The organism is Pseudomonas sp. LBUM1666 (assembly GCF_059695775.1).
The window spans coordinates 1003379-1025108 of record NZ_CP166789.1; the positions used below are offsets into that span (position 1 = coordinate 1003379).

Sequence of the window (21730 nt, forward strand, 5' to 3'; positions counted from 1 at the left end):
GATGATCACCAGCCCCCCGGAATCCCATGACGACGAACATCGCGGTGCGCGTGCGCATTTCCTGCAGGTGTTTCTTTCCCAGCGTTCGCAAATGGAAGCGCTGGTGAGCCGCCGAGTCGGGTGTCGGGCGACGGCCGCGGATCTGGTGCAGGACTTGTTCCTGCGCTTCTGGCGTCGACCGCTGGTGCAGGTCGAAGAGCTCAGCACTTATCTGTTGCGCTGCGCCGGCAACATCGCCATCGACCATTTGCGCAGCGAAGGCACGCGGGTGCGGGTCAACGAGGGCTGGATGCCGGACCAACCGGACAGTCACGGCAGCGAACCGCAAGCGGCGTTGGAGGCGGGCAACGACTTGCGTCACGTTGAAGCGGCGTTGCGTGCGCTGCCTGAGCGCACGCGGCAGATTTTTTTGCTCAACCGTATTCACGGGCGCAAATACGCCGAGATCGCGAAGGCCATGGGTTTGTCCCAAAGCGCCGTGGAAAAACATATGATGCGCGCCCTCGAGGCTTGCAAGGCCAGCCTGCGGGAGCCCGAACCGCGCACGCCAGGGAAAGCACCGTGAACAACACCGAACGCGTCACCCCGACGCCTGCTCAGGAACAGGCGGCCTTCGCCTGGCTGAGTCTGTTGCATGATCAGCCCAGCAGCGGCGATCAGGCCACCTTCAGCCATTGGCTACAGGCCGACCCTGCCCATGCCGAGGCTTACGCCCAGGCGCAAGTGGTGTGGGAGTTGACCGAAACACCGGCCCGAACGTTGGCCGATGAAGACGCGTTTGCCTTGCAGGGTTACCTCAACGCCATGAATCGCTCGCGCCGTACCAGCGTTCGGCGTTGGTCCGGTGCGTTGGCGATGGCGGCGTGCATGGTGCTGATGATCGGCTTCGGCGCTGGCTGGCAACCGTCGCGCTGGGTCGATGATCTGGGGGCGGACTATGTGTCGGCGCCGGGGGAGATTCGCACCGTCACGTTGGCGGATCAGTCGCAAGTCACCCTGGATGCTGACAGTGCGATTGCGGTGGATTTCAGTCGTGGCGAGCGGCACGTTCAGTTGCGGCGCGGCGCTGGATTTTTCAGCGTGACCCACACCGGCGATCCGTTTGTGGTGGACGCTGAAAAAGGCCAGGCGCGGGTGCTGGGGACTCAGTTCGAAGTGCGTCTGCAACCGCACGGCGCGCAGGTCACGGTGTTGTCCGGGCGGGTTGGTGTGACGGCGGACAAGCACGCCGCGCAGCAAATCCTGACGGCGGGCCAGCAAGTGGCGTATAGCGATGGCCTGGCGGAAAAACTCCACAGCGTCGACAGCGAAGCGCAATTGGCGTGGCGTCAGGGTTGGCTCAATTACTACAAGGCGACACTCGCCGAGGTGGTGCAAGACCTGGGGCGTTATTACCCGGGACGGATTGTGCTGCTCAACGATGAACTCGCGGCGCGGCGGGTCAGTGGCAGCTTTCCGAGCAAGGATCCGCAAGCGGTGTTGAGTTCGTTGCAGGGCGTGTTGGGATTTGAGCAACACAAGGTTCTGGGGCATCTGATTATTTTGCGTTGAGGCTGCTGGCCTCTTCGCGAGCAGGCTCGCTCCCACATTTGAAATGCATTCCCCTGTGGGAGCGAGCTTGCTCGCGATAGCGTCAGATCAAACACCACATCACTCCCGAGAAAAATATTTTCAGAATTCTGGTGAGGTAAACCCCGACGCCATTCGTGTAGTGACTGAAACTGCGAGTCATTCGCATCCGTAGTGGTTCTACACAGGTCATGAGCAATGAAGTCCAGGGCAAAATCGGGTTCGGTCAAACAATGGTTGGGTACGTGTGCCTTGAGCTTTTCGGCGTTGGCATTGCTGCCGTTGAGTATGGCGGTGGCGACTGAGGCCGGCAGTGCCCGACAGAATGCGCAGTTCAGCTTCGCAATGGCCGCCAAACCGCTGCCCCAAGCCTTGAGCGACTTCAGCCGGATCACTGGCACCAGCGTGGTCTACACCGATGAGGCACCGTACGGCATCAACGCTCCGGCGGTCAGCGGGCAGATGAGTGCCGAGCAGGCGATGCAGCGTTTGCTCAGCGGTTCGGGGTTCACCTTCCGTCGCACCGACGGCCACACGTTGGTGCTGGAGCCGTTGCCCACCGAGGGTGCCTTGAACCTGGGCGCGACCACCATCACCTCGGTGGCCGATCAGTCCATGAGTTATCAGCCGCCGCCCACCAGTTCGGTGATGCGCTCATCGGCCTTGCTTCAGGAAATCCCGCAGACCGTCAACGTGATCCCGGCTCAGGTCATTCGCGATCAGGCGCCGCGCAATCTGGATGACGCGCTGGCCAACGTCAGCGGCATTACTCAAGGCAACACACTGGCGAGCACTCAGGACTCGGTGATGACTCGCGGCTTCGGCGACAACCGCAACGGCTCGATCATGCGCGACGGCATGCCGATCGTGCAGGGCCGTGGTCTCAACGCCACCGTGGATCGGGTCGAAGTGCTCAAGGGCCCGGCCTCGCTTCTTTATGGCATTCAAGACCCGGGCGGCGTGGTCAACATGGTCAGCAAGAAACCCGAGCTTGAGCAGTACAACGCGTTGAGCCTGCGTGGCTCGACCTATGGCGACGGCAAAAACGGCAGCGGTGGCGGCCTCGACAGCACCGGCGCGTTGGGTGATTCCGGGTTGGCCTATCGCATGGTCCTGGACCACGAAGACGAAGATTACTGGCGCAACTTCGGTACTCACCGCGAGACATTGGTAGCACCGTCACTGGCCTGGTTCGGCGAAAGCACCAAGCTGCTGTTCTCCTATGAACACCGCGAGTTTCTGACCCCGTTCGACCGCGGCACGATCATCGACCCGCGTGACAACCATCCGCTGGACATCTCCCGCGAGCGTCGCCTCGACGAGCCGTTCAACAACATGGAAGGCCGCTCGGACCTGTATCACTTCGAGGCCGATCACGAGCTCAACGACAACTGGAAAGCCCACTTCGGCTACAGCTGGAATCGCGAAACCTACGATGCCAGCCAGGTGCGCATCACCGCCGTCGACACCAATAAAGGCACCCTGACTCGCAGCATGGACGGCACCCAGAACGCGATCAGCACCGACCGCTTCACCACCGCCAGCCTTGAAGGTAATGTCCAGCTCGCGGGGATGAAACATGACCTGGTGTTCGGCGTCGATGACGAATACCGCAAGATCTACCGCGAAGACCTGATCCGTCAGAAAAGCCTGAGCACCTTCAGCTACATCAACCCGGTTTACGGTCGCGAAGTCGCCGGCACCACGGTCAGCCCGGCCGACAGCGCGCAGACCGACGAACTGCGCAGCGATTCGGTGTTCTTCCAGGACTCGATCCACCTGACCGATCAATGGATTTTCGTCGCTGGCGGGCGCTTCCAGGAATACGACCAGTACGCCGGCAAAGGCGTGCCGTTCCAAGCCAACACCGACAGCAACGGCCAGAAATGGGTGCCTCGCGCCGGTCTGGTGTATCGCTACACCGATGAACTGTCGTTCTACGGCAGCTACACCGAGTCGTTCAAACCCAACTCGACCATTGCGCCGTTGAGCGGCAGCAGCACCGTGCTGGACGGCAGCATTGCGCCGGAAGAAGCCAAGTCCTGGGAAATCGGCGCCAAGCTCGACATGCCGGGCCGCGTCACCGGTAACGTCGCGCTGTTCGACATCAAAAAACGCAACGTGCTGGTGGCCAACTCCGAAGGTCCGGTGACGATTTACAGCGCCGCCGGTGAAGTGCGTTCCCGTGGTCTGGAAGTGGACCTGAGCGGGCAGCTGACTGATCGCTGGAGCATGATCGGCAGCTATGCCTACACCGACGCCGAAGTCACCGAAGACCCGATCTACAAAGGCAAAAAACTGCAAAACGTCGCCAAGAACAGCGGTTCGTTGTCGGCGGTCTACGACTTTGGCACCCTCGTCGGTGGCGATCAGCTACGGGTCGGCGCAGGGGCGCGGTATGTCGGGGAGCGAGCGGGTAACGCCGTGAACGATTTCGACCTGCCGAGCTACACCGTGGCCGATGCGTTCGCCACTTACGACACCAAAGTCGAAGGGCAGAAGGTCAAGTTCCAGCTCAACGTGAAGAACCTGTTTGACCGCACCTACTACACCTCGGCGGCGAGCCGGTTCTTTGTGTCGATGGGGGATTCGCGGCAGATTTCGTTGTCGAGCACGTTGGAGTTCTAGGAAGAGTTGAAGATCGACCCCTCACCCCAGCCCTCTCCCCACGGGGGAGAGGGGGAAAGGGAGCAGATCTCCAAGCCTTTCAAAGCCTGAGTTCGACTTGATCTTTCAAGTCGATGTAGCTCTAGCAACACCTCGGTCAGTCCCCTCGCCCCTGGGGGAGAGGGTTAGGGTGAGGGGGGATTTCAATGACACCCCACCCCACAAAAAACCTACCGCAAAAACGCCTGCCGATACTCGCCGGGCGTTCCACCCAATGCCTGACGAAACCGATTGGTGAAATGACTCGCACTGGCAAACCCGCACGCCAACGCAATCTCCCCCAACGGCTGCGACGTCGAACGCAACAACTCCCGCGCCCGGCTCAGTCGCCGCGCCAACACATACTGATGCGGCGGCAACCCAAAGCTCTCGCGAAACATCCGCGCAAAGTGGTATTCGGATAGCGCACACAACGCCGCCAACTGCCCCAGGCTGATGGCCTCGGCCAATTGGTTGTCGATGAACTCCACCAACTGCCGTCGCTGATGCGCAGCCAACCCCCCTTTAAGCCGCAAGCCCTCACGCATTCCAACCTGGCCGAGCAGTACGTGGCTGAGCATTTCATGGGCCAGGCTGCTGGTGAGCACGCGTTCGCCGGGCTCGTCCCAGTTGAGTGTGAGCATTTGCCGAAAGCGTTGGGCTTGTGCCGGGTCGTCCAGAAAGGTGGCTTCGCGCAGCTGCAGCTCGCGAGGTTCGCGGTCCAGCAACGTGACGCAGCCGAGGGCAAATTGTTCGGGGCTGAAATACACGTGGGCCAGGCGAATGTCGCCGTTGATCACCCAGCCCGATTGATGCTCGGCCGGCAGAATGCACAGCTTGTCGGGGCTGCCCTTGGTGCCGGGTTGGTCGCGGCGAAAGGTGCCGGTGCCGCCGGCGATGTAACAGGACAGGGTGTGATGACTCGGCGCTTCGTAATCCTGGGCATCGTGATGGTTGCTCCACAAGGCTGCAGCCATGCCGTCACCGAGCTCGGCGCTGTGCTCGAGGCGAGCATTGGGCGAGCGGTTGAGGGCTTGAAAGACTTGCAGGGTTTCCAGTGCAGGCATGATGGCTTCTCTCCGACGCCTTGCATCCTACTCCGTAGCCGTTCGGCTGCCAGCCTGTGGCCCGACAAAAGCGCAAGTTTATGCAAGTGCGAAAGGCCTTGGCGCAGGACACTGAAGGCCTATTCAGGAGTCTTTGCCATGAACCTTTCGTTGTATCTGCTGACCGTGCTGATCTGGGGCACCACCTGGATTGCCTTGAAATGGCAATTGGGCGTGGTGGCGATTCCGGTGTCGATCGTCTATCGCTTCGGCCTCGCAGCGTTGGTGCTGTTCGTGATGCTGCTGCTGACTCGCCGCCTGCAAGTGATGAACCGTCGCGGGCATCTGATTTGCCTGGCGCAGGGGTTGTGCCTGTTCTGCATCAATTTCATGTGTTTTCTGACTGCCAGCCAGTGGATACCCAGTGGCCTGGTCGCGGTGGTGTTTTCCACCGCCACGTTGTGGAACGCACTCAATGCACGCGTGTTCTTCGGCCAGAAAGTCGCTCGCAATGTGCTGATGGGCGGTGCGCTGGGGCTGCTTGGGCTTGGCCTGTTGTTCTGGCCTGAGGTGGCGGGCCACACCGCGAGCCCGCAAACCTTGCTCGGTTTGGGCCTGGCATTGCTCGGGACACTGTGCTTCTCGGCGGGCAACATGCTGTCGAGCCTGCAACAGAAAGCGGGGCTCAAACCGCTAACCACCAACGCCTGGGGCATGGCCTATGGCGCGGCCATGCTGTCGGCGTGGTGCCTGGTCAAAGGCATCCCTTTCGACATGGAATGGAACACGCGCTACATCGGCTCGCTGCTGTACCTGGTGATTCCGGGTTCGGTGATCGGTTTCACGGCCTACCTGACGTTGGTCGGGCGGATGGGGCCGGAACGCGCAGCCTATTGCACCGTACTGTTCCCCGTCGTGGCGCTGAACGTGTCGGCGTTTGCCGAAGGCTATCAATGGACCGCGCCCGCCTTGGTGGGTTTGGTACTGGTGATGCTGGGCAATGTGCTGGTGTTTCGTAAGTCCAGGGCGCCGATGGTGCAAGGGAACGGCAAGCTGGCGTGAAGGTTTGGTTAATCGAGCGCTGGAACTTCAGCGTTCGATTTTGAGCACGATGTAAATCAGCAGTGGAAACATGAAGTCCACGATGTGTCGAGCCCAATCCTTGGCGTTCCAGATTGCTGATTCATCCATGTTGAACCATTCGGTGCCGATCACTTGCAGGCAGATGTAATAGACAAAAAGGCCAATCAATAATCCGATGATCGCAAACTTCTTCGCTTCGTGAAAAACGGCGGCAGGTGAATTGATGTTTCGATAAAGATGGTAAGCGCCCAGCAAGCAGAAAGCTGTGTAAATAACTTCCAACGTGATAATTAACCAATAAATTCGGTGGTGGAGCATGGGCGAGGTGATTGCTCTGTAGCTCAGGTTCAGGTTTTCTCGGGTGGTGTCCATGCTGAGAATATGGCCGACGTATTCGTAATTGGATGGGTAGTCGGTAAAGTTGCTGTACATCACCATCAAGCCAAAGAAGCTTATATAGGTCATTAGTATTGCTTTGCTGTATCTAATCAGTTTGTCGGTCGTAAGGTGGTTCAATGTAGGTGCTCTCCATAACTAAGGTCTGTAAGTTAGACTAAGTAATGGGGAGTCTATAGTGAGTATCTTTTTTTTAGCGCTTAACTGAATTTCAAGGTGTGTAGGTCACGGGCAGGCGGTTAAACACCTGCCCGTTTTAGTTAGCCTTTCCAGACGTGTGGGTTCACCAGATCTTGCGGTCGCTCACCGAGTAAAGCGCTGCGCAAGTTAGCCAAAGCACGGTTGGCCATGGCTTCGCGGGTTTCATGAGTGGCCGAGCCGATGTGCGGCAACGTCACCGCATTTTTCAGTTGGAACAGGGGGGACTCGACCAGCGGTTCTTTCTCATAAACGTCCAGCCCGGCACCGCGAATCCTGTTGTTTTGCAGGGCTTCGATCAGGGCAGGTTCGTCCACCACCGGACCGCGGGCAATGTTCACCAGGATTGCACCCGGCTTCATCAACGCCAGTTCGCGATGGCTGATCAGGTGTCTGGTTTTTTCGCTGAGCGGCACCACCAGGCAAACGAAATCAGCTTCGGCCAGCAGTTGATCAAGGCTTCGGAACTGCGCGCCGAGTTCTTGCTCCAGTTCGGTCTTGCGGCTGTTGCCGCTGTAGACGATCGGCATGTTGAAGCCCAGCCGTCCGCGACGGGCAATGGCCGCGCCGATGTTGCCCATGCCGACGATGCCCAGGGTCTTGCCATGCACATCGCAACCGAACAATGGCGCCCCGACGGTGGCTTGCCACTGGCCGGCCTTGGTCCAGGCGTCTAGTTCAGCAACGCGGCGGGCACTGCTCATCAGCAGGGCGAAGGCCAGGTCGGCGGTGCTTTCGGTGAGGACATCGGGGGTGTTGGTGAGCATGATCCCGCGTTCGTTGAAGAAGGCGACGTCGTAGTTGTCGTAGCCGACCGACACGCTGGAGACGACTTCCAGTTTGGCGGCTTTTTCCAGCTGTGCGCGACCGAGTTTGCGACCGACGCCGATCAGGCCATGGGCGTGAGGCAGGGCTTCGTTGAATTGGGCGTTGATGTCGCCGTTTTTCGGGTTTGGCACGATAACGTCGAAGTCTTGCTGCAGGCGTTCGATCATTTCGGGGGTGACGCGGCTGAAGGCGAGGACGGTCTTTTTCATGGGAGGAGGGCTCTCGGGCGCAGGTGAATGCCAAGCACGCTAACATTCTTCCTTGTTGTTGTGCGAGTGCCCGGATTGCCGGGGGTACGCCGTTGATCATTCCCTCGCAGAGCGTGGGAACGATCAATCAGGTGGGTTGGAAATCAGTTCGCCACCCGAACCCCGCCCATGCTCCCGCTCAACTCATACGCCACCAATTCCGCCTGATGTGCCGCCAAAATCTCTGGCAACGACCCGCGCAAGTACTCGACCCACGTCTTGATCTTCGCATCCAGGTACTGCCGTGACGGGTAGATCGCATACAGATTCAATTCCTGCGACCGGTAGTTCGGCATCACCCGCACCAGCGTACCGTTGCGCAACCCTTCAATCGCCGCATACACCGGCAACACGCCAACCCCCATGCCGCTGATGATTGCGGTCTTCATCGCATCGGCGGAGTTCACCAGAAACGGTGAGCTATTGATCGTCACCATTTCCTGGCCTTCCGGGCCGTCGAAAGTCCATTTCTCCAGCGGAATCACCGGGCTTACCAAACGCAGGCACGCGTGGTTCAGCAAATCGCTGGGCTTGTGCGCGCAGCCGTTGGCTTTCACATAGGCCGGCGAGGCGCAAACGATGCTGTAGGTGATGCCCAAACGCTGGGAGACGAAGCCCGAGTCCGGCAGTTCGCTGGCGAGCACGATGGACACGTCATAGCCCTCGTCGAGCAGGTCTGGCACGCGGTTGGCCATGGTCAGGTCGAAGGTCACGTCGGGGTGGGTCTTGCGGTAGCGGGCGATCGCGTCGATCACGAAGTGCTGACCGATGCCGGTCATGGTGTGCACCTTGAGCTGCCCGGCCGGGCGGGCGTGGGCGTCGCTGGCTTCGGCTTCGGCTTCTTCGACGTAGGCCAGGATCTGCTCGCAGCGCAATAGATAGCGTTTGCCGGCCTCGGTCAGGGCGATGCGTCGGGTGGTGCGGTTGAGCAGGCGGGTTTGCAGGTGGGCTTCCAGGTTGGAGACCGCGCGCGAAACGTTGGCCGTGGTGGTGTCGAGTTGCACGGCGGCGGCGGTGAAGCTGCCGGCCTCGGCCACGTAACTGAAGGCGCGCATGTTTTGCAAAGTGTCCATGGGGTGCTCTCTAAGCGAATGGCAAATTGTGACACGAAGTTGCTGATTTTTTACAGGCGACTAAAGATGGACCAAGGGATTATCGCGTTAACGGTAACAAAGATTCACAGGATTCCCAGCTTATCGCCAACAAAGCCGACCCATAGAATTGCTCACCTCAGGAACAACTCCCCACCTCAGGAAATCGCAGCAGTGCCGCGTCGCATCAACAGAGCGCTTCAGACGCTCAGTGTTTTGGCTTTAACCCTGGCAATCAGCGGCTGCATCGGTACCGGAGGTATTGCCCCGCAGGGCAAGGCGCTGGAGGCCGATTCACTGGCCACCGACGAAGCCATCCAGAACGCTGCACAGGACGCTCACTGGACCACCGCGCAATGGTGGCAGGCCTATGGCGACCCGCAATTGAACCGCTGGATCGACCTCGCCCTGCAAGGCAGCCCGACCATGGCCATGGCGGCGGCGCGAGTGCGTCAGGCCAAATCCATGGCCGGAATCGCCGAGTCCGCCGAGTCGCTGCAGATCAATGGCGAATCCACCCTCAAACGCCACAACTGGCCCACCGATCAGTTCTACGGGCCCGGCGAATTGGCGAACACCACCACCTGGGACAACAACGCCGCGCTGGGCTTCAGCTACGCCCTCGACCTTTGGGGGCGCGAAAGCAACGCCACCCAGCGTGCCGTGGACATGGCTCACATGACGGCCGCCGAAGCGCGTCTGGCCCAGCTCGAATTGCAGAACAACATCGTGCGCGCCTACATCGAGCTGTCGTTGCATTACGCACAACGGGACATCGTCGCTGCGACCTTGAAACAGCAGCAGCAAATTCTCGATCTCGCGCAGAAGCGTCTGAACGGCGGCATTGGCACTCATTTCGAAGTCAGTCAGGCTGAAACGCCGTTGCCCGAAACCCACCGTCAGATCGATGCGCTGGACGAAGAAATCGCCCTCAGCCGCAACCAGCTCGCGGCCCTTGCGGGCAAAGGCCCGGGGGAGGGCGCGCAGTTGCAGCGGCCAACGTTGTCGTTAGGCGCAGCGCTGAAGTTGCCGTCGTCCTTGCCCGCGCAACTGCTCGGCCAACGCCCGGACGTGGTCGCCAGTCGTTGGCAAGTGGCGGCCCAGGCGCGCGGTATTGATGTCGCGCACGCCGGTTTCTACCCCAACGTCGATCTGGTCGGCAGCCTCGGCTACATGGCCACCGGCGGCGGGGCGCTGGAGTTTTTGACCGGCAAGAAGCTCAACTACAGCGTCGGCCCGGCCATCTCGTTGCCGATCTTCGACGGCGGGCGGTTACGCTCGGAGCTGGGCGAAGCCTCGGCCGGTTATGACATCGCCGTGGCCAAGTACAACCAGACGTTGGTCAACGCGCTGAAAAACATCTCCGACCAGTTGATCCGCCGCGAATCCATGGACAAGCAGCAAACCTTCGCCGCCGAGTCGGTGGCCACAGCCCAGAAGACTTACGACATTGCGATGATCGCCTACCAGCGCGGGCTCACCGACTACCTCAACGTGCTTAACGCCCAGACGCTGTTGTTCAAACAGCAACAAGTGCAGCAGCAGGTTCAGGCCGCACGCCTCAGCGCTCACGCTGAACTGGTGACGGCGCTGGGCGGTGGGCTAGGCGCGGGTAACGATGCGCCGAAAGACAGCCAGACCCAGGCGCCGAAAACCCCGGCCCTTCTTCAGAGTAATTCGAAGTGAACACGGACCCTGTGGGAGTGAGCCTGCTCGCGATGAGGGCGTGTCAGTCAATGCATGTGTCGCCTGACACTCCGCCATCGCGAGCAGGCTCGCTCCTACAGGGGCTGCGTCTTAATCGAATCTCAGTGAGCAGGATTTCATGACTCCCTTGCCCGCACCTTTGCGCTGGCTGTATTCCCTTGAATGGCGCCGGGGTTTCTTCGACTGGGCGCGCAGCGATGGCGTGACCTGGGTCTACATTTTCAAGGTGTTGTTCGCCGCGTTTCTGACCCTGTGGCTGGCCATGCGTCTGGAGTTGCCGCAGCCGCGCACGGCGATGATCACCGTGTTCATCGTCATGCAGCCGCAAAGCGGCCATGTCTTCGCCAAGAGTTTCTATCGCTTTCTCGGCACCCTGGCCGGGTCGGCGGTGATGGTTGCGCTGATTGCCTTGTTTGCGCAGAACACTGAATTGTTCCTCGGTTCGCTGGCGATCTGGGTGGGCATCTGTTCGGCGGGCGCGGCGCGCTATCGCAACTTCCGCGCTTACGGGTTCGTGCTCGCCGGTTACACCGCCGCAATGGTCGGTTTGCCTGCCTTGGCGCACCCGGATGGCGCATTTATGGCGGCGGTCTGGCGGGTGCTGGAAATCTCCATGGGAATTATTTGCTCCACGCTGGTCAGCGCCGCGATCCTGCCGCAATCCGCCAGCGCCGCCATGCGCAACGCCTTGTATCAGCGCTTCGGTGTGTTCGCGCTATTCGTCACCGATGGCTTGCGTGGTCGCAGCAAACGGGAGGCTTTCGAGGCGAGCAACGTGCGCTTCATCGCCGAGGCCGTGGGGCTGGAAGGGTTGCGCAGCGTCACTGTGTTTGAAGACCCGCACATGCGTCGGCGCAACGGTCGGCTCAGTCGACTGAACAGCGAATTCATGGGCATCACCACCCGTTTCAACGCCTTGCACCAGTTGCTCGAACGCTTGCGCAGCAGCGGCACCGATCACGTGGTCGCGGCGATCAAACCAGGTTTACAGGATCTCGCCGAACTGCTCGACGGCTTCAGCGGCCGTGCCCTGACCAACGCTGATGCAGGGCGTCTGGTCATCGCGTTGACCGCCTATAAAGAAGGTTTGCCGGCGCGGGTTCGCAGCCTGCGGGCGATCTTCCAGGAGGGCGACCCGAGCGACGCCGAGCAGTTGGACTTTCATACCGCGTATGAGCTGCTCTATCGCTTTGTCGACGACTTGCACAGTTATGCACAGACCCACGCGTCCCTGGCCGATCACAGTCATGCGCGCGAACAATGGGATGAGCCATTCACCCCGCAAACCAACTGGATGGCGTCGGCCGCCTCGGGGATTCGCGCGGCGTTCATTCTGGTGGTGCTGGGCAGCTATTGGGTCGCCACCGCGTGGCCGAGCGGTGCGACGATGACGCTGATCGCCGCCGCTACCGTGGGCCTTTCAGCGGCGACACCGAATCCAACACGCATGGCCTTTCAGATGGCTTGCGGGACGCTCCTCGGGGCCCTGATCGGCTTCGTCGAGATGTTTTTCATCTTCCCCTGGATCGACGGTTTTCCGTTGCTCTGCGTGATGCTCGCACCGGTGATCGTGCTGGGTTCATTCCTGACTTCGCGGCCGCAATATGCCGGCGTAGGGCTCGGCCTGCTGATCTTTTTCAGCACGGGTTCGGTGCCGGATAACCTCACCGTTTACAACCCTTACGCCTTTATCAACGACTACATCGCCATGGTGCTTGGCATGCTGGTGTGCGCGGCGGCCGGGGCGATCATTCTGCCGCCCAACAGCCGCTGGTTGTGGCGTCGACTGGAGCAGGATTTGCGTGGCCAGGTGGTGTACGCCATCAGCGGCAAACTCAAGGGCCTGGCGTCGAGTTTCGAAAGCAGCACCCGCGACTTGCTGCACCAGGCCTACGGTCTCGCGGCGGGGCAGCCGCAGGTGCAACGGGACTTGCTGCGCTGGATGTTCGTGGTGCTGGAAGTCGGCCACGCGATCATCGAGTTGCGCAAAGAACAAGCGATCCTGCCGGTGCATACGGCATACGCCGAATCCCAACCGTGGCGCCAGGCAATCCGCGTGATGGGCCGCTCGCTGGTACGGCTGTTTCTGCAACCGAGCCAGAGCAATCTGGAGCGTGGATTGATCGCCGTCGATCATGCGATCAGCCGCGTGCAAGCCACCGACGAGCCTTTCGCGCCGCACTTCGACACCTCGGCCCTGCGTCGGGTGAAGAGCTATTTGCACTTCATCCGCACTTCGTTGCTGGACCCGCAATCACCGCTCACCGGCTACATAAATGCCAACGCCACCGCCAAGCCCCAAGGACTTGAACATGCCTCGTGAAATCGCCTTCCACGGCGTGTACATGCCGACCATGACCCTGATGTTTTTCATCGCGGCGGCGCTGGCCTGGGCACTCGATCGGTTCCTGTCCGGGTTCGATCTGTACCGCTTCTTCTGGCACCCGGCGCTGCTGCGCCTGAGTCTGTTTACCTGTCTGTTCGGTGCCCTGGCGCTGACTGTTTACCGTTGACTCTCTACCACTGACTCTCTATCACTGAAGAAGGCCCTGATGAAAAAGCTTTTCAGCCTGCTCGCCACCCTGCTGGTGCTGGCCCTTGCGATGTGGATCGGCCGGACCCTGTGGGTGCATTACATGGACACCCCGTGGACCCGCGACGGCCGGGTGCGCGCCGACATCATCAACGTCGCCGCCGACGTCACTGGGGAAGTGGTGGACGTGCCGGTGCGCGACAATCAACAGGTGAAGAAGGGTGATTTGCTGATGCGGATAGACCCCGAGCACTACCGCATTGCGGTCAAACAGGCGCAGGCGATGGTGGCCTCACGCAAGTCGACGTGGGAGATGCGCAAGGTCAACGCCCACCGCCGCGCCGACATGGACAACCTGGTGATCTCCAGGGAAAACCGCGACGACGCCAGCAACATCGCCGACTCGGCCCTGGCCGATTACCAGCATGCTCAGGCACAGCTCGAAGCCGCCGAACTGAACCTCAAACGCACCGAGGTCCGCGCCGCCGTGGACGGTTACGTGACCAACCTCAATGTGCATCGCGGCGATTACGCGCGCATCGGTGAAGCGAAAATGGCCGTGGTCGACATGAACTCTTTCTGGGTCTACGGCTTCTTCGAAGAAACCAAATTGCCCCACGTGCGGGTCGGCGATAAAGCCGACATGCAGCTGATGAGTGGGGAAGTGTTAAAGGGGCATGTGGAAAGCATTTCTCGCGGCATCTACGACCGTGATAACCCGCAGAGTCGCGAGCTGATTGCGGATGTGAACCCGACCTTTAACTGGGTGCGTTTGGCGCAGCGGGTGCCGGTGCGGATTCACATTGATGAAGTGCCGGAGGGTGTGCTGTTGGCTGCGGGGATTACTTGCACCGTGGTTGTTAACTGACCGTTAGACCGAGTCGCGCCCATCGCGAGCAGGCTCGCTCCCACATTGACCGAGTTCGAACGCTGATTCGGTGAACGACGCAAATCCCCTGTGGGAGCGAGCCTGCTCGCGATGGGCGCGACTCAGGTTCACTCCTTGCAAAACGTCTCATGCAAATGCAGCCAAATGAGCTTGCCATCGGCCTGCTTCTCAAACACCACCGTTGATCGGCGATCAGAGTGCAAGCCGGTCGCATCGGTCTGCTGCTCGCGATAACTCACAGTCGCTCCACCGTCGTACAAAGCGATGCCGCGCAACTCGCTGAGCTCAATTCTGAACCCGAGCTTCTTCCCGCCCGCCATCTGGAACAATTGGCTCAACGCGTCGAAATCCAGCACCCGCCCCAACGGCGAGATCATGGAAAACTGCGGTGAAAAACGCGTCAGCAACTGTTCAAGCGCCGGCTCGTCTTGCTCCTCGGCCAGCCACTGCTCGATGGCGACGTGGGCCTGGATGACTTCGTCGAAGTACTCGGTGTAGTCGGTCATGGAAGTGTTTCCTGAAAGTTTTCTGTGTTAGTTCTGACGCCATCGCGAGCAGGCTCGCTCCCACAGTTATCACGGGTGTGAATGCTATCTATGGCACCCAGTAGAACCCTGTGGGAGCGAGCCTGCTCGCGATGGGGTCGACCCGGTCTCAGAGCTGCCCGCGCAACCCGAACCGCTTCATCAACCCCGCCTCCAGCAGCCCTTTGGGCAACAACCCCGCCAGCAACGGCAACGCCCGGCTGCCATTGCCCAGACGAATCAGGCGCGGTGGTTTGCTCTGCTGCACGGCCTTGAGCAAACCGACGGCAAATTCACTGGCCGGGGTCGGGTTGTCCTGGGAGGCTTTGGCCCGTGCGCGAATGCCTTCACGCAGCGGAAACCACGGCGATTGTTCGGTAATCAACTGCTCCGCCTCATGGCCGGCATTCTTGGCAAAACTGGAAGCGATGGCGCCCGGCTGGACTTCCATGACACGTACGCCAAACGGCGCCAGTTCCATGCGCAACGCATCGGTCAAGGCATGCACCGCCGCTTTCGAGGCGCAGTAGGCGCCGGCGAATGGCGTGACCAAAACCCCGGACACGCTGCCGATGTTCACCACCAGACCCTTGGCGTGACGCAGCACCGGGAACAGGGCGCGGGTGACGCCGACGATGGCGAACACATTGGTTTCGAATTGCCGCTGCATGGCCGGCACACCGCCGTCGAGCAACGGCCCCATGGCGCCATAACCGGCATTGTTGATCAGCACGTCGAGGCCGCCATGTTGCAGGTTGATGCGCTCGCTCAAGTGTTCGAGTGCTGCCCCGTCGTTGACGTCCAGCTGCACGGCGGTGAAGCCGGCAGCGGCCAGCGCCGCCACGTCTTCTGTCTTGCGGGCGCTGGCCCAGACGTCGTATCCGGCATTTTTGAAAACATCAGCGAGGGCGCGGCCTATGCCGCTGGAGCAACCGGTAATTAACGCAACAGGCATGGCGCGGTCCTTGTGCAAGAAGAAGGGAATTAGTCGGAGAAACTACCCTGCAAACGCTCTGCGCGAAACTCCAGTGTTTGCGGGCGATAACCAGGGCGCAGTGGCGGCAGCGGCAAACAGTCTTCCCAGTTCGCGCCGGCCTGCAGTTCACCGGGGCCGCGATAGCGCGGGGCGGCGTATTGATTGTCGGCCAGATTCACCGTGTCGCCCGGGGCATAGGCTGCGATGCGCCAGCGCAGTTCGGTCAGCGGCACGTCGTTGCCGTTGTTCATTTTCAGTTGCAACGGCCGGTCTGCCGGGCAGTGTTCGGGTGCATAAGTGATGCGCAACTCAAGGCGCGCCAGTTGCTTGACCTCGCGGTTATCCATCCAGATCACCCACGTTGCCACCACACCCAATCCGATGGCGGCTGCCACGGAGACGGGCAAGGCTTTTGCCGGGTAGCGCAGCAAAAGGATCAGCCAGGTAATGACCAGTAGGACGCCGATGAACATGACGCAAACCTCGGGAGGGGAGAGGGTCATCCTACCTAAGCGTGGGTGCGATTGGCGATGGGCTTGATTGTTGTTAATGGAAGTGATGGCCTCATCGCGAGCAAGCTCGCTCCCACAGTTGATCGCATTTCAATGTGGGAGCGAGCTTGCTCGCGATGGGGCCCTGTCAGGCAGCGAAAATCCAGACAAAAAAAGCCCCCACCCAACCCGCTGCGGAAAGGGAAACGCAGCGGGTTGGACGGGGGCTTCTTGTGTTACAGATCAATCACTGCGCGATGGTTTTCACCGACACGCCGCGTTCGATCGGGGTGGAGCGACCGTAGATATCTTCAAACCGCTCGATATCGTCTTCGCCCAGGTAGCTGCCCGATTGCACTTCGATGATTTCCAGCGAGATCTTGCCCGGATTGCGCAAGCGGTGGACCGAGGCGATCGGGATGTAGGTCGACTGGTTTTCGGTGAGCAGGAACACGTTTTCGTCGCAGGTCACTTCAGCCGTGCCGCTGACCACGATCCAGTGTTCGGCGCGGTGATGGTGCATCTGCAGCGACAGGCATGCGCCCGGTTTGACCGAGATGCGCTTGACCTGGAAGCGGCCGCCCATGTCCACCGAGTCGTAGGAGCCCCACGGACGATAGACTTCGCAGTGGGTCTGGGTTTCGCTGCGGCCCTGCTCGTTGAGGGTGTTGACCATCTGTTTCACGCCTTGGACCTTGTCCTTGTGGGCGATCATCATGGCGTCCTTGGTTTCGACGACCACGATGTTTTCCAGGCCGATCACCGACACCAGTTTGCCGTTGCCGTGGATCATGCAGTTTTTGCTGTCCTGAATGACCACATCGCCTTTGGTGACGTTGCCGTTGGCGTCTTTTTCATTCACTTCCCACAACGACGCCCAGCAGCCGACATCGCTCCAGCCCGCGGTCAGCGGTACAACGCAGGCGCGCTGGGTTTTTTCCATCACCGAGTAGTCGATGGAATTGTCCGGGCAGCAAGCGAAGGTGGCGGAGTCGATGTCGACCGTGTCGGCATCCTGCTCGCTGCGTTCCAGGGTCAGCACGCAGGTGTCGTAGATGTCCGGATCGTGTTTTTTCAGCTCTTCAAGGAAACGGCTGGCACGGAACAGGAACATGCCGCTGTTCCAGAAGTAACCGCCGGACTCGACGAACTCGGTGGCGCGCTTCACGTCCGGTTTTTCGACGAAGTGCGAGACGCGGCTGACGCCTTCGGGCAGCAGCGAATCATTGGTCGACTTGATGTAGCCATAGCCGGTTTCCGGTTTGGTGGCCGGTACGCCGAACAGCACCATTTCGCCGTTTTCTGCAGCGACGGTGGCCAGGGCCAGCGCGCGTTGCAGGGCTTTCTGATCTTCCAGCACGTGGTCAGCCGGCAGCACCAGCATCAACTCGTCGCGACCTTCGTTGACCAGCATCAGTGCAGTCAAGGCCACGGCCGGCGCGGTGTTGCGGCCGAACGGTTCCATCAGGATGCGCTGAACGTCCAGTTTACGGGCGCCCAGTTGCTCGTTGACGATGAAACGGTGTTCCTTGTTGCAGACCACGATCGGGGTGTCCATGCCTTCGAACACCAGGCGTTCCAGGGTTTGCTGGAACAGTGTTTGTTCGCCGGTCAGGGCGAGGAATTGCTTAGGAAACTGTTTGCGCGAAAGCGGCCAAAGACGTGAGCCACTACCACCTGACAAGATCACCGGAATCATGTTGTTACTCCTTGAATATCGTATGGGTCAGAGCTACTGCGTTCTGTCGTTTCACTCTTGTTCTTATTCCGTGTCCGGGTAACCCGTGGGCTACCCGGCAAAATGATTAGCGCGTCGAAACCGGGCGTTTTACCCAGACTGGCGCCAGGTTGCTGCCGGTACCGGTGACGTACAGCACGGCGGCTTCACCGCGTTCCAGGGCAACCGGTTTCACGTCGCCGACTTTCTTGTCGCCATCGTATAGCGCCAGGCTGACTTTGACCGGGTTGATTTCACGCTCGCCACGGCCCTTGGCGGCTACGGTCGGGACCACTTCGGTCTTGCCGTCAGCGGTTTTCAGGGTCAGGGCTTTGTCGCTGAGGTTCTGTACGCGAACCAGGGATTTCTGCTTGTTCTTGAACGGCGGCTCTTCGATCAGTTGCGGTGCGCCGCTGGCGTTGTTGACCAGGGTGTAATAGTGATCACCGGCCAGTTTCACCGGCAGGGACTGGCTTCCGACCTTGGCGCTGTAGTCGCCGCCCGGCATGAAGCTGAAGTCAGTGCTGGACAGCGGCGCGACTTCGGCCAGGTTGGTGGTGCCGACGGTGGCGCTGACTTCAGCGTTACCGGCGTTGTAGACACGTACGAAGCTCGAACCTTTTGGTGCGGTCGGGCCGTAGAGTGCGGCGTCGCCAGCGAAGGCGGACATCGACAACACGCTCATGCCTGCAACGAGTGCGAAGGTCTTGGCGAGACGGCGAGGAGTAGTAGTGAAAGTCATGGTAGTACCTCTCTCTTTCAGTTTTGCGCCCGGTCGGGCGTCTCGGATTTAGGGTTGTTTATTGCAACGTTTTGTTGGTTTACGCCGGCAGCTTTGAGCTCTGCGACCCACTGCGGGTCGGCGTCACCGATTTCGTTGTTCACAGGCAGATAACGTTCAGGAAACTCCCAGATCAGCACCTGTGGCGGGCTGTTCTTGAAAGCATCACTTTTCAGATAGGTGAGCATCGGCAGAATCGGGCCATGGCCGTCTTCGGCGTAATTGACCACGTCGCTGTTCAGCGCTTGTTTCAGCGCACCGACGAAGTTCCAGTTGGGGTTGGCGCTGTAGCTGGTGCCGATCAGGGCCACCGGCACTTCAGCGTTGGCGAACAGGGCGTCATCACCGGCCGGCTGGTCTTGCGCCGCGACGGTGTTGCGCTTCTGCAACGGCTCAGGCTTGGGCATCAGGTTTTCGAACAGCGGGTCCAGCGGCAGGAACAACCGCAGGTCGCCCTTGTGAGTCACCTTCTCCGCAGGTTCAGTGACGAAGTGTTGCGGCTCGCCGCTCAGCGGGTATTTGTCGGAAATGGATTTCGCCAAGGTCTCGGCAGCGATTTGCGCGCCTTCCGGGGTCCAGTGAGTGTCGGTGCGCAGGAACACTTGCTGACCGTTCAGTTTGGCTTTCAGCATCGGGCCGAACAGGTCGGGAGCGAGGACCTTGTTGGCCGCCACACGAGCGTGGAAGTCCTCATAGAGGTTGGCGTGGATGCTCGAAGGCTTCACTTCACCCAGGTGTTCCGGATACAGGCGAGTCTTGGCCGGCACGATCGCCATGACCAGTTTCACGCCTTTCGCCTTCAGTTCCTGACGCACGCCTTCAACCAGCGCGTAGTTGCCTTGCAGGTTCAGCTCTTCGTTGACGATCGGGTTGAATTCCTCATCGCTGTACAACCACTGATCGCGGCCGAGCACGACGCCTGGACGACCTTCGTTGAACAGTTTGAAATCCAGCGCAGCCCAAAGGTTGGTGCCCAGGCGCTTGATCGGAAACTCTTCGTCGTAATGCGTTTCCACGGCTTTGGTCCAGCGGCCGTTGAGCACTGTCGTTTCGGCAGAAGTACTGAAGCCGAGGAAACTGCGCGTGGACCACAGGCCCAGGACCAACAGCGTCACCATGAACAGGGCGATGTAGAGGATGCGTAATGAGCGGGTCATAGTCAGATCCCTCAGAACTGGAAGTAAAGGAACGGCGAGAAGCTTTGCGCCGAGAGTTTGAAAATCGAGGCGATGAACAACACCAGTACCAGCGTGCGCATCACGTAACGAGACCAGTCAGCGGTCCAGTAGGCCGGTTGCACAGTCGCTTCAGCACCGACGGTGTAGCCAGGTTCGTGGATGCTGCCCGGGTTGTCGCCCGGTACGGCTTTGATCATTCCAGGCGTAGCGGCAGCCGGGCCATCGGCCTCGACGTTCACAACAGGCTTGGTCTTCTCAGGCGGCAGGTTGCTGTAGAAGTCACGAATGCCGAAGAACGCCAGGGTCATGTAAGCCACCACCAGAGTCGCCACTTGCAGGCCGGTGAGGCTGGCCGCGTTGAGTTCAGACAGTGACCATTCGCCGAAGCTGAACATCGCGCCGTACATACGACCGGCGACGTGCAGGTTTTCCGAGCGGAAGATCACCCAGCCCATGACCACGAGGAGGAAAGTCAGCGCCCAGCGGATCGGGTTTATGCTGCGCGGCGAGGTGTTCAGGCCGAGGGCTTTTTCGATCGCCAGCCACATGCCGTGCCAGGCGCCCCAGACGATGTACGTGATGTTCGCGCCGTGCCACAGACCACCAAGCAGCATGGTCAGGAACAGGTTGCGATAGGTCATCAGCGTACCTTTACGGTTACCGCCCAGCGTGATGTACAGGTAGTCACGCAACCAGGTGGACAGGCTGATGTGCCAGCGACGCCAGAACTCGGTGATCGACTGGCTGATGTACGGCTGTTTGAAGTTTTCCATGAAGCGGAAACCCATCATCAAGCCCAGGCCGATTGCCATGTCGCTGTAACCGGAGAAGTCGAAATACAGCTGCGCGGTGTAGGCCAGCGCGCCGAGCCAGGCATCGCCCGTGGTCGGGTTCTGCAAGGCGAAGCAATGGTCGGCTACGACCGCCAGGGTGTCGGCGATGAAGACCTTCTTGATGAAGCCCTGCATGAATCGCGTCGCACCTTCGGAGAACTTGTCGAGGGTGTGGGTGCGATTGTTGAACTGATCGGCGAGATCGCGGAAGCGCAACACCGGACCGGCGATCAGGTGCGGGAAGATCGCCACGAAAGCGGCAAAGTCGATCAGGTTGCGGGTCGCCGGCGTGTCACCACGGTAGACGTCGATGATGTAGCTGATGGACTCGAAGATGTAGAACGAGATCCCGATCGGCAACAGCACGTGGGTCAGGATGAACGGCGACAGACCGACGGAGGTCATCATCGCGTTGATGCTGTCGACGCCGAAGTTGGCGTACTTGAAGTAGCCGAGAATGCACAGGTCGACGCCCACGCCCAGGAGCAGCCAGCGTTGTGCCGGTTTGGTCCGAACGCCGGCGGCACCGACTTTGAGGCCGATCCAGTAGTTCCACAGGGTGACGGCTGCGAACAGCGCAAGGAAGTCCACACGCCACCAGGCATAGAACACGTAGCTGGCGATGAGCAGCAGCAGGTTGCGATAGCGTATTCCGCTTAAGTAGTACATGCCGAGAAAGATCGGCAAGAACAAAAACAGGAACACGTTGGATGAAAATACCATCCCGGTCTCTCCATGTTTAACCAACAGTCAAGGGCCGCAGCCCCCCCAAACCCCCCACCAAAATCGAGGGGTAAAACGGTGTTTCCTTGAGGGGTGTGGTTGGCCTTTAGACCAACCCCTCACCCCCCGCCCTCTCCCCGGAGGGGAGAGGGAGCCTGATCTCGATGGCTTTCAAAAATTGAGATCGACTCGATATCGCACGTCGCCGAAACTTAAACAGACGCCTCGGTCAGTCCCCTCGCCCCTCCGGGAGGGTTAGGGTGAGGGGCTGGT

At 60.2% G+C, this 21730-nt stretch carries 19 protein-coding genes; 8 read left to right on the plus strand and 11 right to left on the minus strand.

What is annotated here, in order from left to right; genetic code table 11:
* Position 1: 1 nt before the first annotated feature.
* The 3 genes from ACA056_RS04435 to ACA056_RS04445 all read left to right on the plus strand — a co-directional run bounded on the left by ACA056_RS04435 (position 2) and on the right by ACA056_RS04445 (position 4197).
* Positions 2-565, plus strand: coding sequence for an RNA polymerase sigma factor (locus ACA056_RS04435; protein WP_095129391.1), 564 nt, complete (start codon positions 2-4; stop codon positions 563-565).
* Positions 562-1551: a FecR family protein gene (locus ACA056_RS04440; protein WP_497270773.1), complete on the plus strand. Its 990-nt coding sequence runs from the start codon at positions 562-564 to the stop codon at positions 1549-1551. The genes ACA056_RS04435 and ACA056_RS04440 overlap by 4 nt, the downstream gene beginning before the upstream one ends.
* 216 nt (positions 1552-1767) lie before the next feature.
* The gene (locus ACA056_RS04445; protein ID WP_497270775.1) at positions 1768-4197 is read left to right on the plus strand and encodes a TonB-dependent siderophore receptor; all 2430 of its coding nucleotides are present in this window, start codon (positions 1768-1770) and stop codon (positions 4195-4197) included.
* 209 nt (positions 4198-4406) lie between these two features.
* Here the strand turns inward: ACA056_RS04445 and ACA056_RS04450 are convergent, their stop codons facing one another.
* A complete protein-coding gene (locus ACA056_RS04450) occupies positions 4407-5282 on the minus strand; it encodes a helix-turn-helix domain-containing protein (protein WP_497270777.1) in 876 nt (291 codons plus the stop codon).
* Between the two features lie 138 nt (positions 5283-5420).
* On the opposite strand from ACA056_RS04450, the gene ACA056_RS04455 reads away from it, so the two are divergent.
* Entirely contained in the window at positions 5421-6323 is a 903-nt protein-coding gene (locus tag ACA056_RS04455; protein ID WP_497270779.1) for a DMT family transporter, read from the plus strand.
* 27 nt (positions 6324-6350) lie between these two features.
* On the opposite strand, the gene ACA056_RS04460 is transcribed toward ACA056_RS04455, so the two are convergent.
* The 3 genes from ACA056_RS04460 to ACA056_RS04470 all read right to left on the minus strand — a co-directional run bounded on the left by ACA056_RS04460 (position 6351) and on the right by ACA056_RS04470 (position 9087).
* Positions 6351-6860: a DUF2165 family protein gene (locus tag ACA056_RS04460; RefSeq protein ID WP_497270781.1), complete on the minus strand. Its 510-nt coding sequence runs from the start codon at positions 6858-6860 to the stop codon at positions 6351-6353.
* Between the two features lie 140 nt (positions 6861-7000).
* The gene (locus ACA056_RS04465) at positions 7001-7975 is read right to left on the minus strand and encodes a 2-hydroxyacid dehydrogenase (protein WP_497270783.1); all 975 of its coding nucleotides are present in this window, start codon (positions 7973-7975) and stop codon (positions 7001-7003) included.
* Between the two features lie 143 nt (positions 7976-8118).
* Positions 8119-9087: a LysR family transcriptional regulator gene (locus ACA056_RS04470; protein ID WP_074873867.1), complete on the minus strand. Its 969-nt coding sequence runs from the start codon at positions 9085-9087 to the stop codon at positions 8119-8121.
* A gap of 192 nt (positions 9088-9279) precedes the next feature.
* Between ACA056_RS04470 and ACA056_RS04475 the strand changes: the two genes are divergently transcribed.
* The 4 genes from ACA056_RS04475 to ACA056_RS04490 all read left to right on the plus strand — a co-directional run bounded on the left by ACA056_RS04475 (position 9280) and on the right by ACA056_RS04490 (position 14213).
* Positions 9280-10791: an efflux transporter outer membrane subunit gene (locus ACA056_RS04475; protein WP_497270785.1), complete on the plus strand. Its 1512-nt coding sequence runs from the start codon at positions 9280-9282 to the stop codon at positions 10789-10791.
* A gap of 139 nt (positions 10792-10930) precedes the next feature.
* The gene (locus ACA056_RS04480; protein ID WP_497270787.1) at positions 10931-13135 is read left to right on the plus strand and encodes an FUSC family protein; all 2205 of its coding nucleotides are present in this window, start codon (positions 10931-10933) and stop codon (positions 13133-13135) included.
* Entirely contained in the window at positions 13125-13325 is a 201-nt protein-coding gene (locus tag ACA056_RS04485) for a DUF1656 domain-containing protein (RefSeq protein WP_007896379.1), read from the plus strand. Before ACA056_RS04480 ends, ACA056_RS04485 begins: the two co-directional genes overlap by 11 nt.
* A gap of 39 nt (positions 13326-13364) precedes the next feature.
* Positions 13365-14213 carry an efflux RND transporter periplasmic adaptor subunit gene (locus ACA056_RS04490; RefSeq protein ID WP_497270790.1) on the plus strand — a complete coding sequence of 283 codons (849 nt, stop codon included), beginning with the start codon at positions 13365-13367 and terminating at the stop codon, positions 14211-14213.
* Positions 14214-14341: 128 nt separating this feature from the next.
* Here ACA056_RS04490 and ACA056_RS04495 read toward each other — a convergent pair whose 3' ends face one another.
* The 7 genes from ACA056_RS04495 to ACA056_RS04525 all read right to left on the minus strand — a co-directional run bounded on the left by ACA056_RS04495 (position 14342) and on the right by ACA056_RS04525 (position 21457).
* Complete coding sequence (locus ACA056_RS04495) at positions 14342-14740, minus strand: DUF4440 domain-containing protein (RefSeq protein ID WP_497270792.1); 399 nt, start codon at positions 14738-14740, stop codon at positions 14342-14344.
* A 148-nt stretch (positions 14741-14888) separates the two neighbouring features.
* Positions 14889-15713 (minus strand): SDR family oxidoreductase, encoded by an 825-nt coding sequence (locus tag ACA056_RS04500; protein WP_497270794.1) that lies wholly within the window; start codon positions 15711-15713, stop codon positions 14889-14891.
* 29 nt (positions 15714-15742) lie between these two features.
* Complete coding sequence (locus ACA056_RS04505) at positions 15743-16207, minus strand: multidrug transporter (RefSeq protein ID WP_497270796.1); 465 nt, start codon at positions 16205-16207, stop codon at positions 15743-15745.
* Positions 16208-16472: 265 nt separating this feature from the next.
* The gene (locus ACA056_RS04510) at positions 16473-17924 is read right to left on the minus strand and encodes a mannose-1-phosphate guanylyltransferase/mannose-6-phosphate isomerase (RefSeq protein WP_497270798.1); all 1452 of its coding nucleotides are present in this window, start codon (positions 17922-17924) and stop codon (positions 16473-16475) included.
* Positions 17925-18030: 106 nt separating this feature from the next.
* Positions 18031-18684, minus strand: a complete 654-nt coding sequence (locus ACA056_RS04515) for an alginate O-acetyltransferase AlgF (protein WP_497270800.1) — start codon at positions 18682-18684, stop codon at positions 18031-18033.
* 17 nt (positions 18685-18701) lie between these two features.
* Entirely contained in the window at positions 18702-19880 is a 1179-nt protein-coding gene (locus ACA056_RS04520) for an alginate O-acetyltransferase (RefSeq protein ID WP_497270802.1), read from the minus strand.
* 11 nt (positions 19881-19891) lie between these two features.
* Positions 19892-21457 (minus strand): MBOAT family O-acyltransferase, encoded by a 1566-nt coding sequence (locus ACA056_RS04525; protein ID WP_497270804.1) that lies wholly within the window; start codon positions 21455-21457, stop codon positions 19892-19894.
* Positions 21458-21730 lie beyond the last annotated feature (273 nt).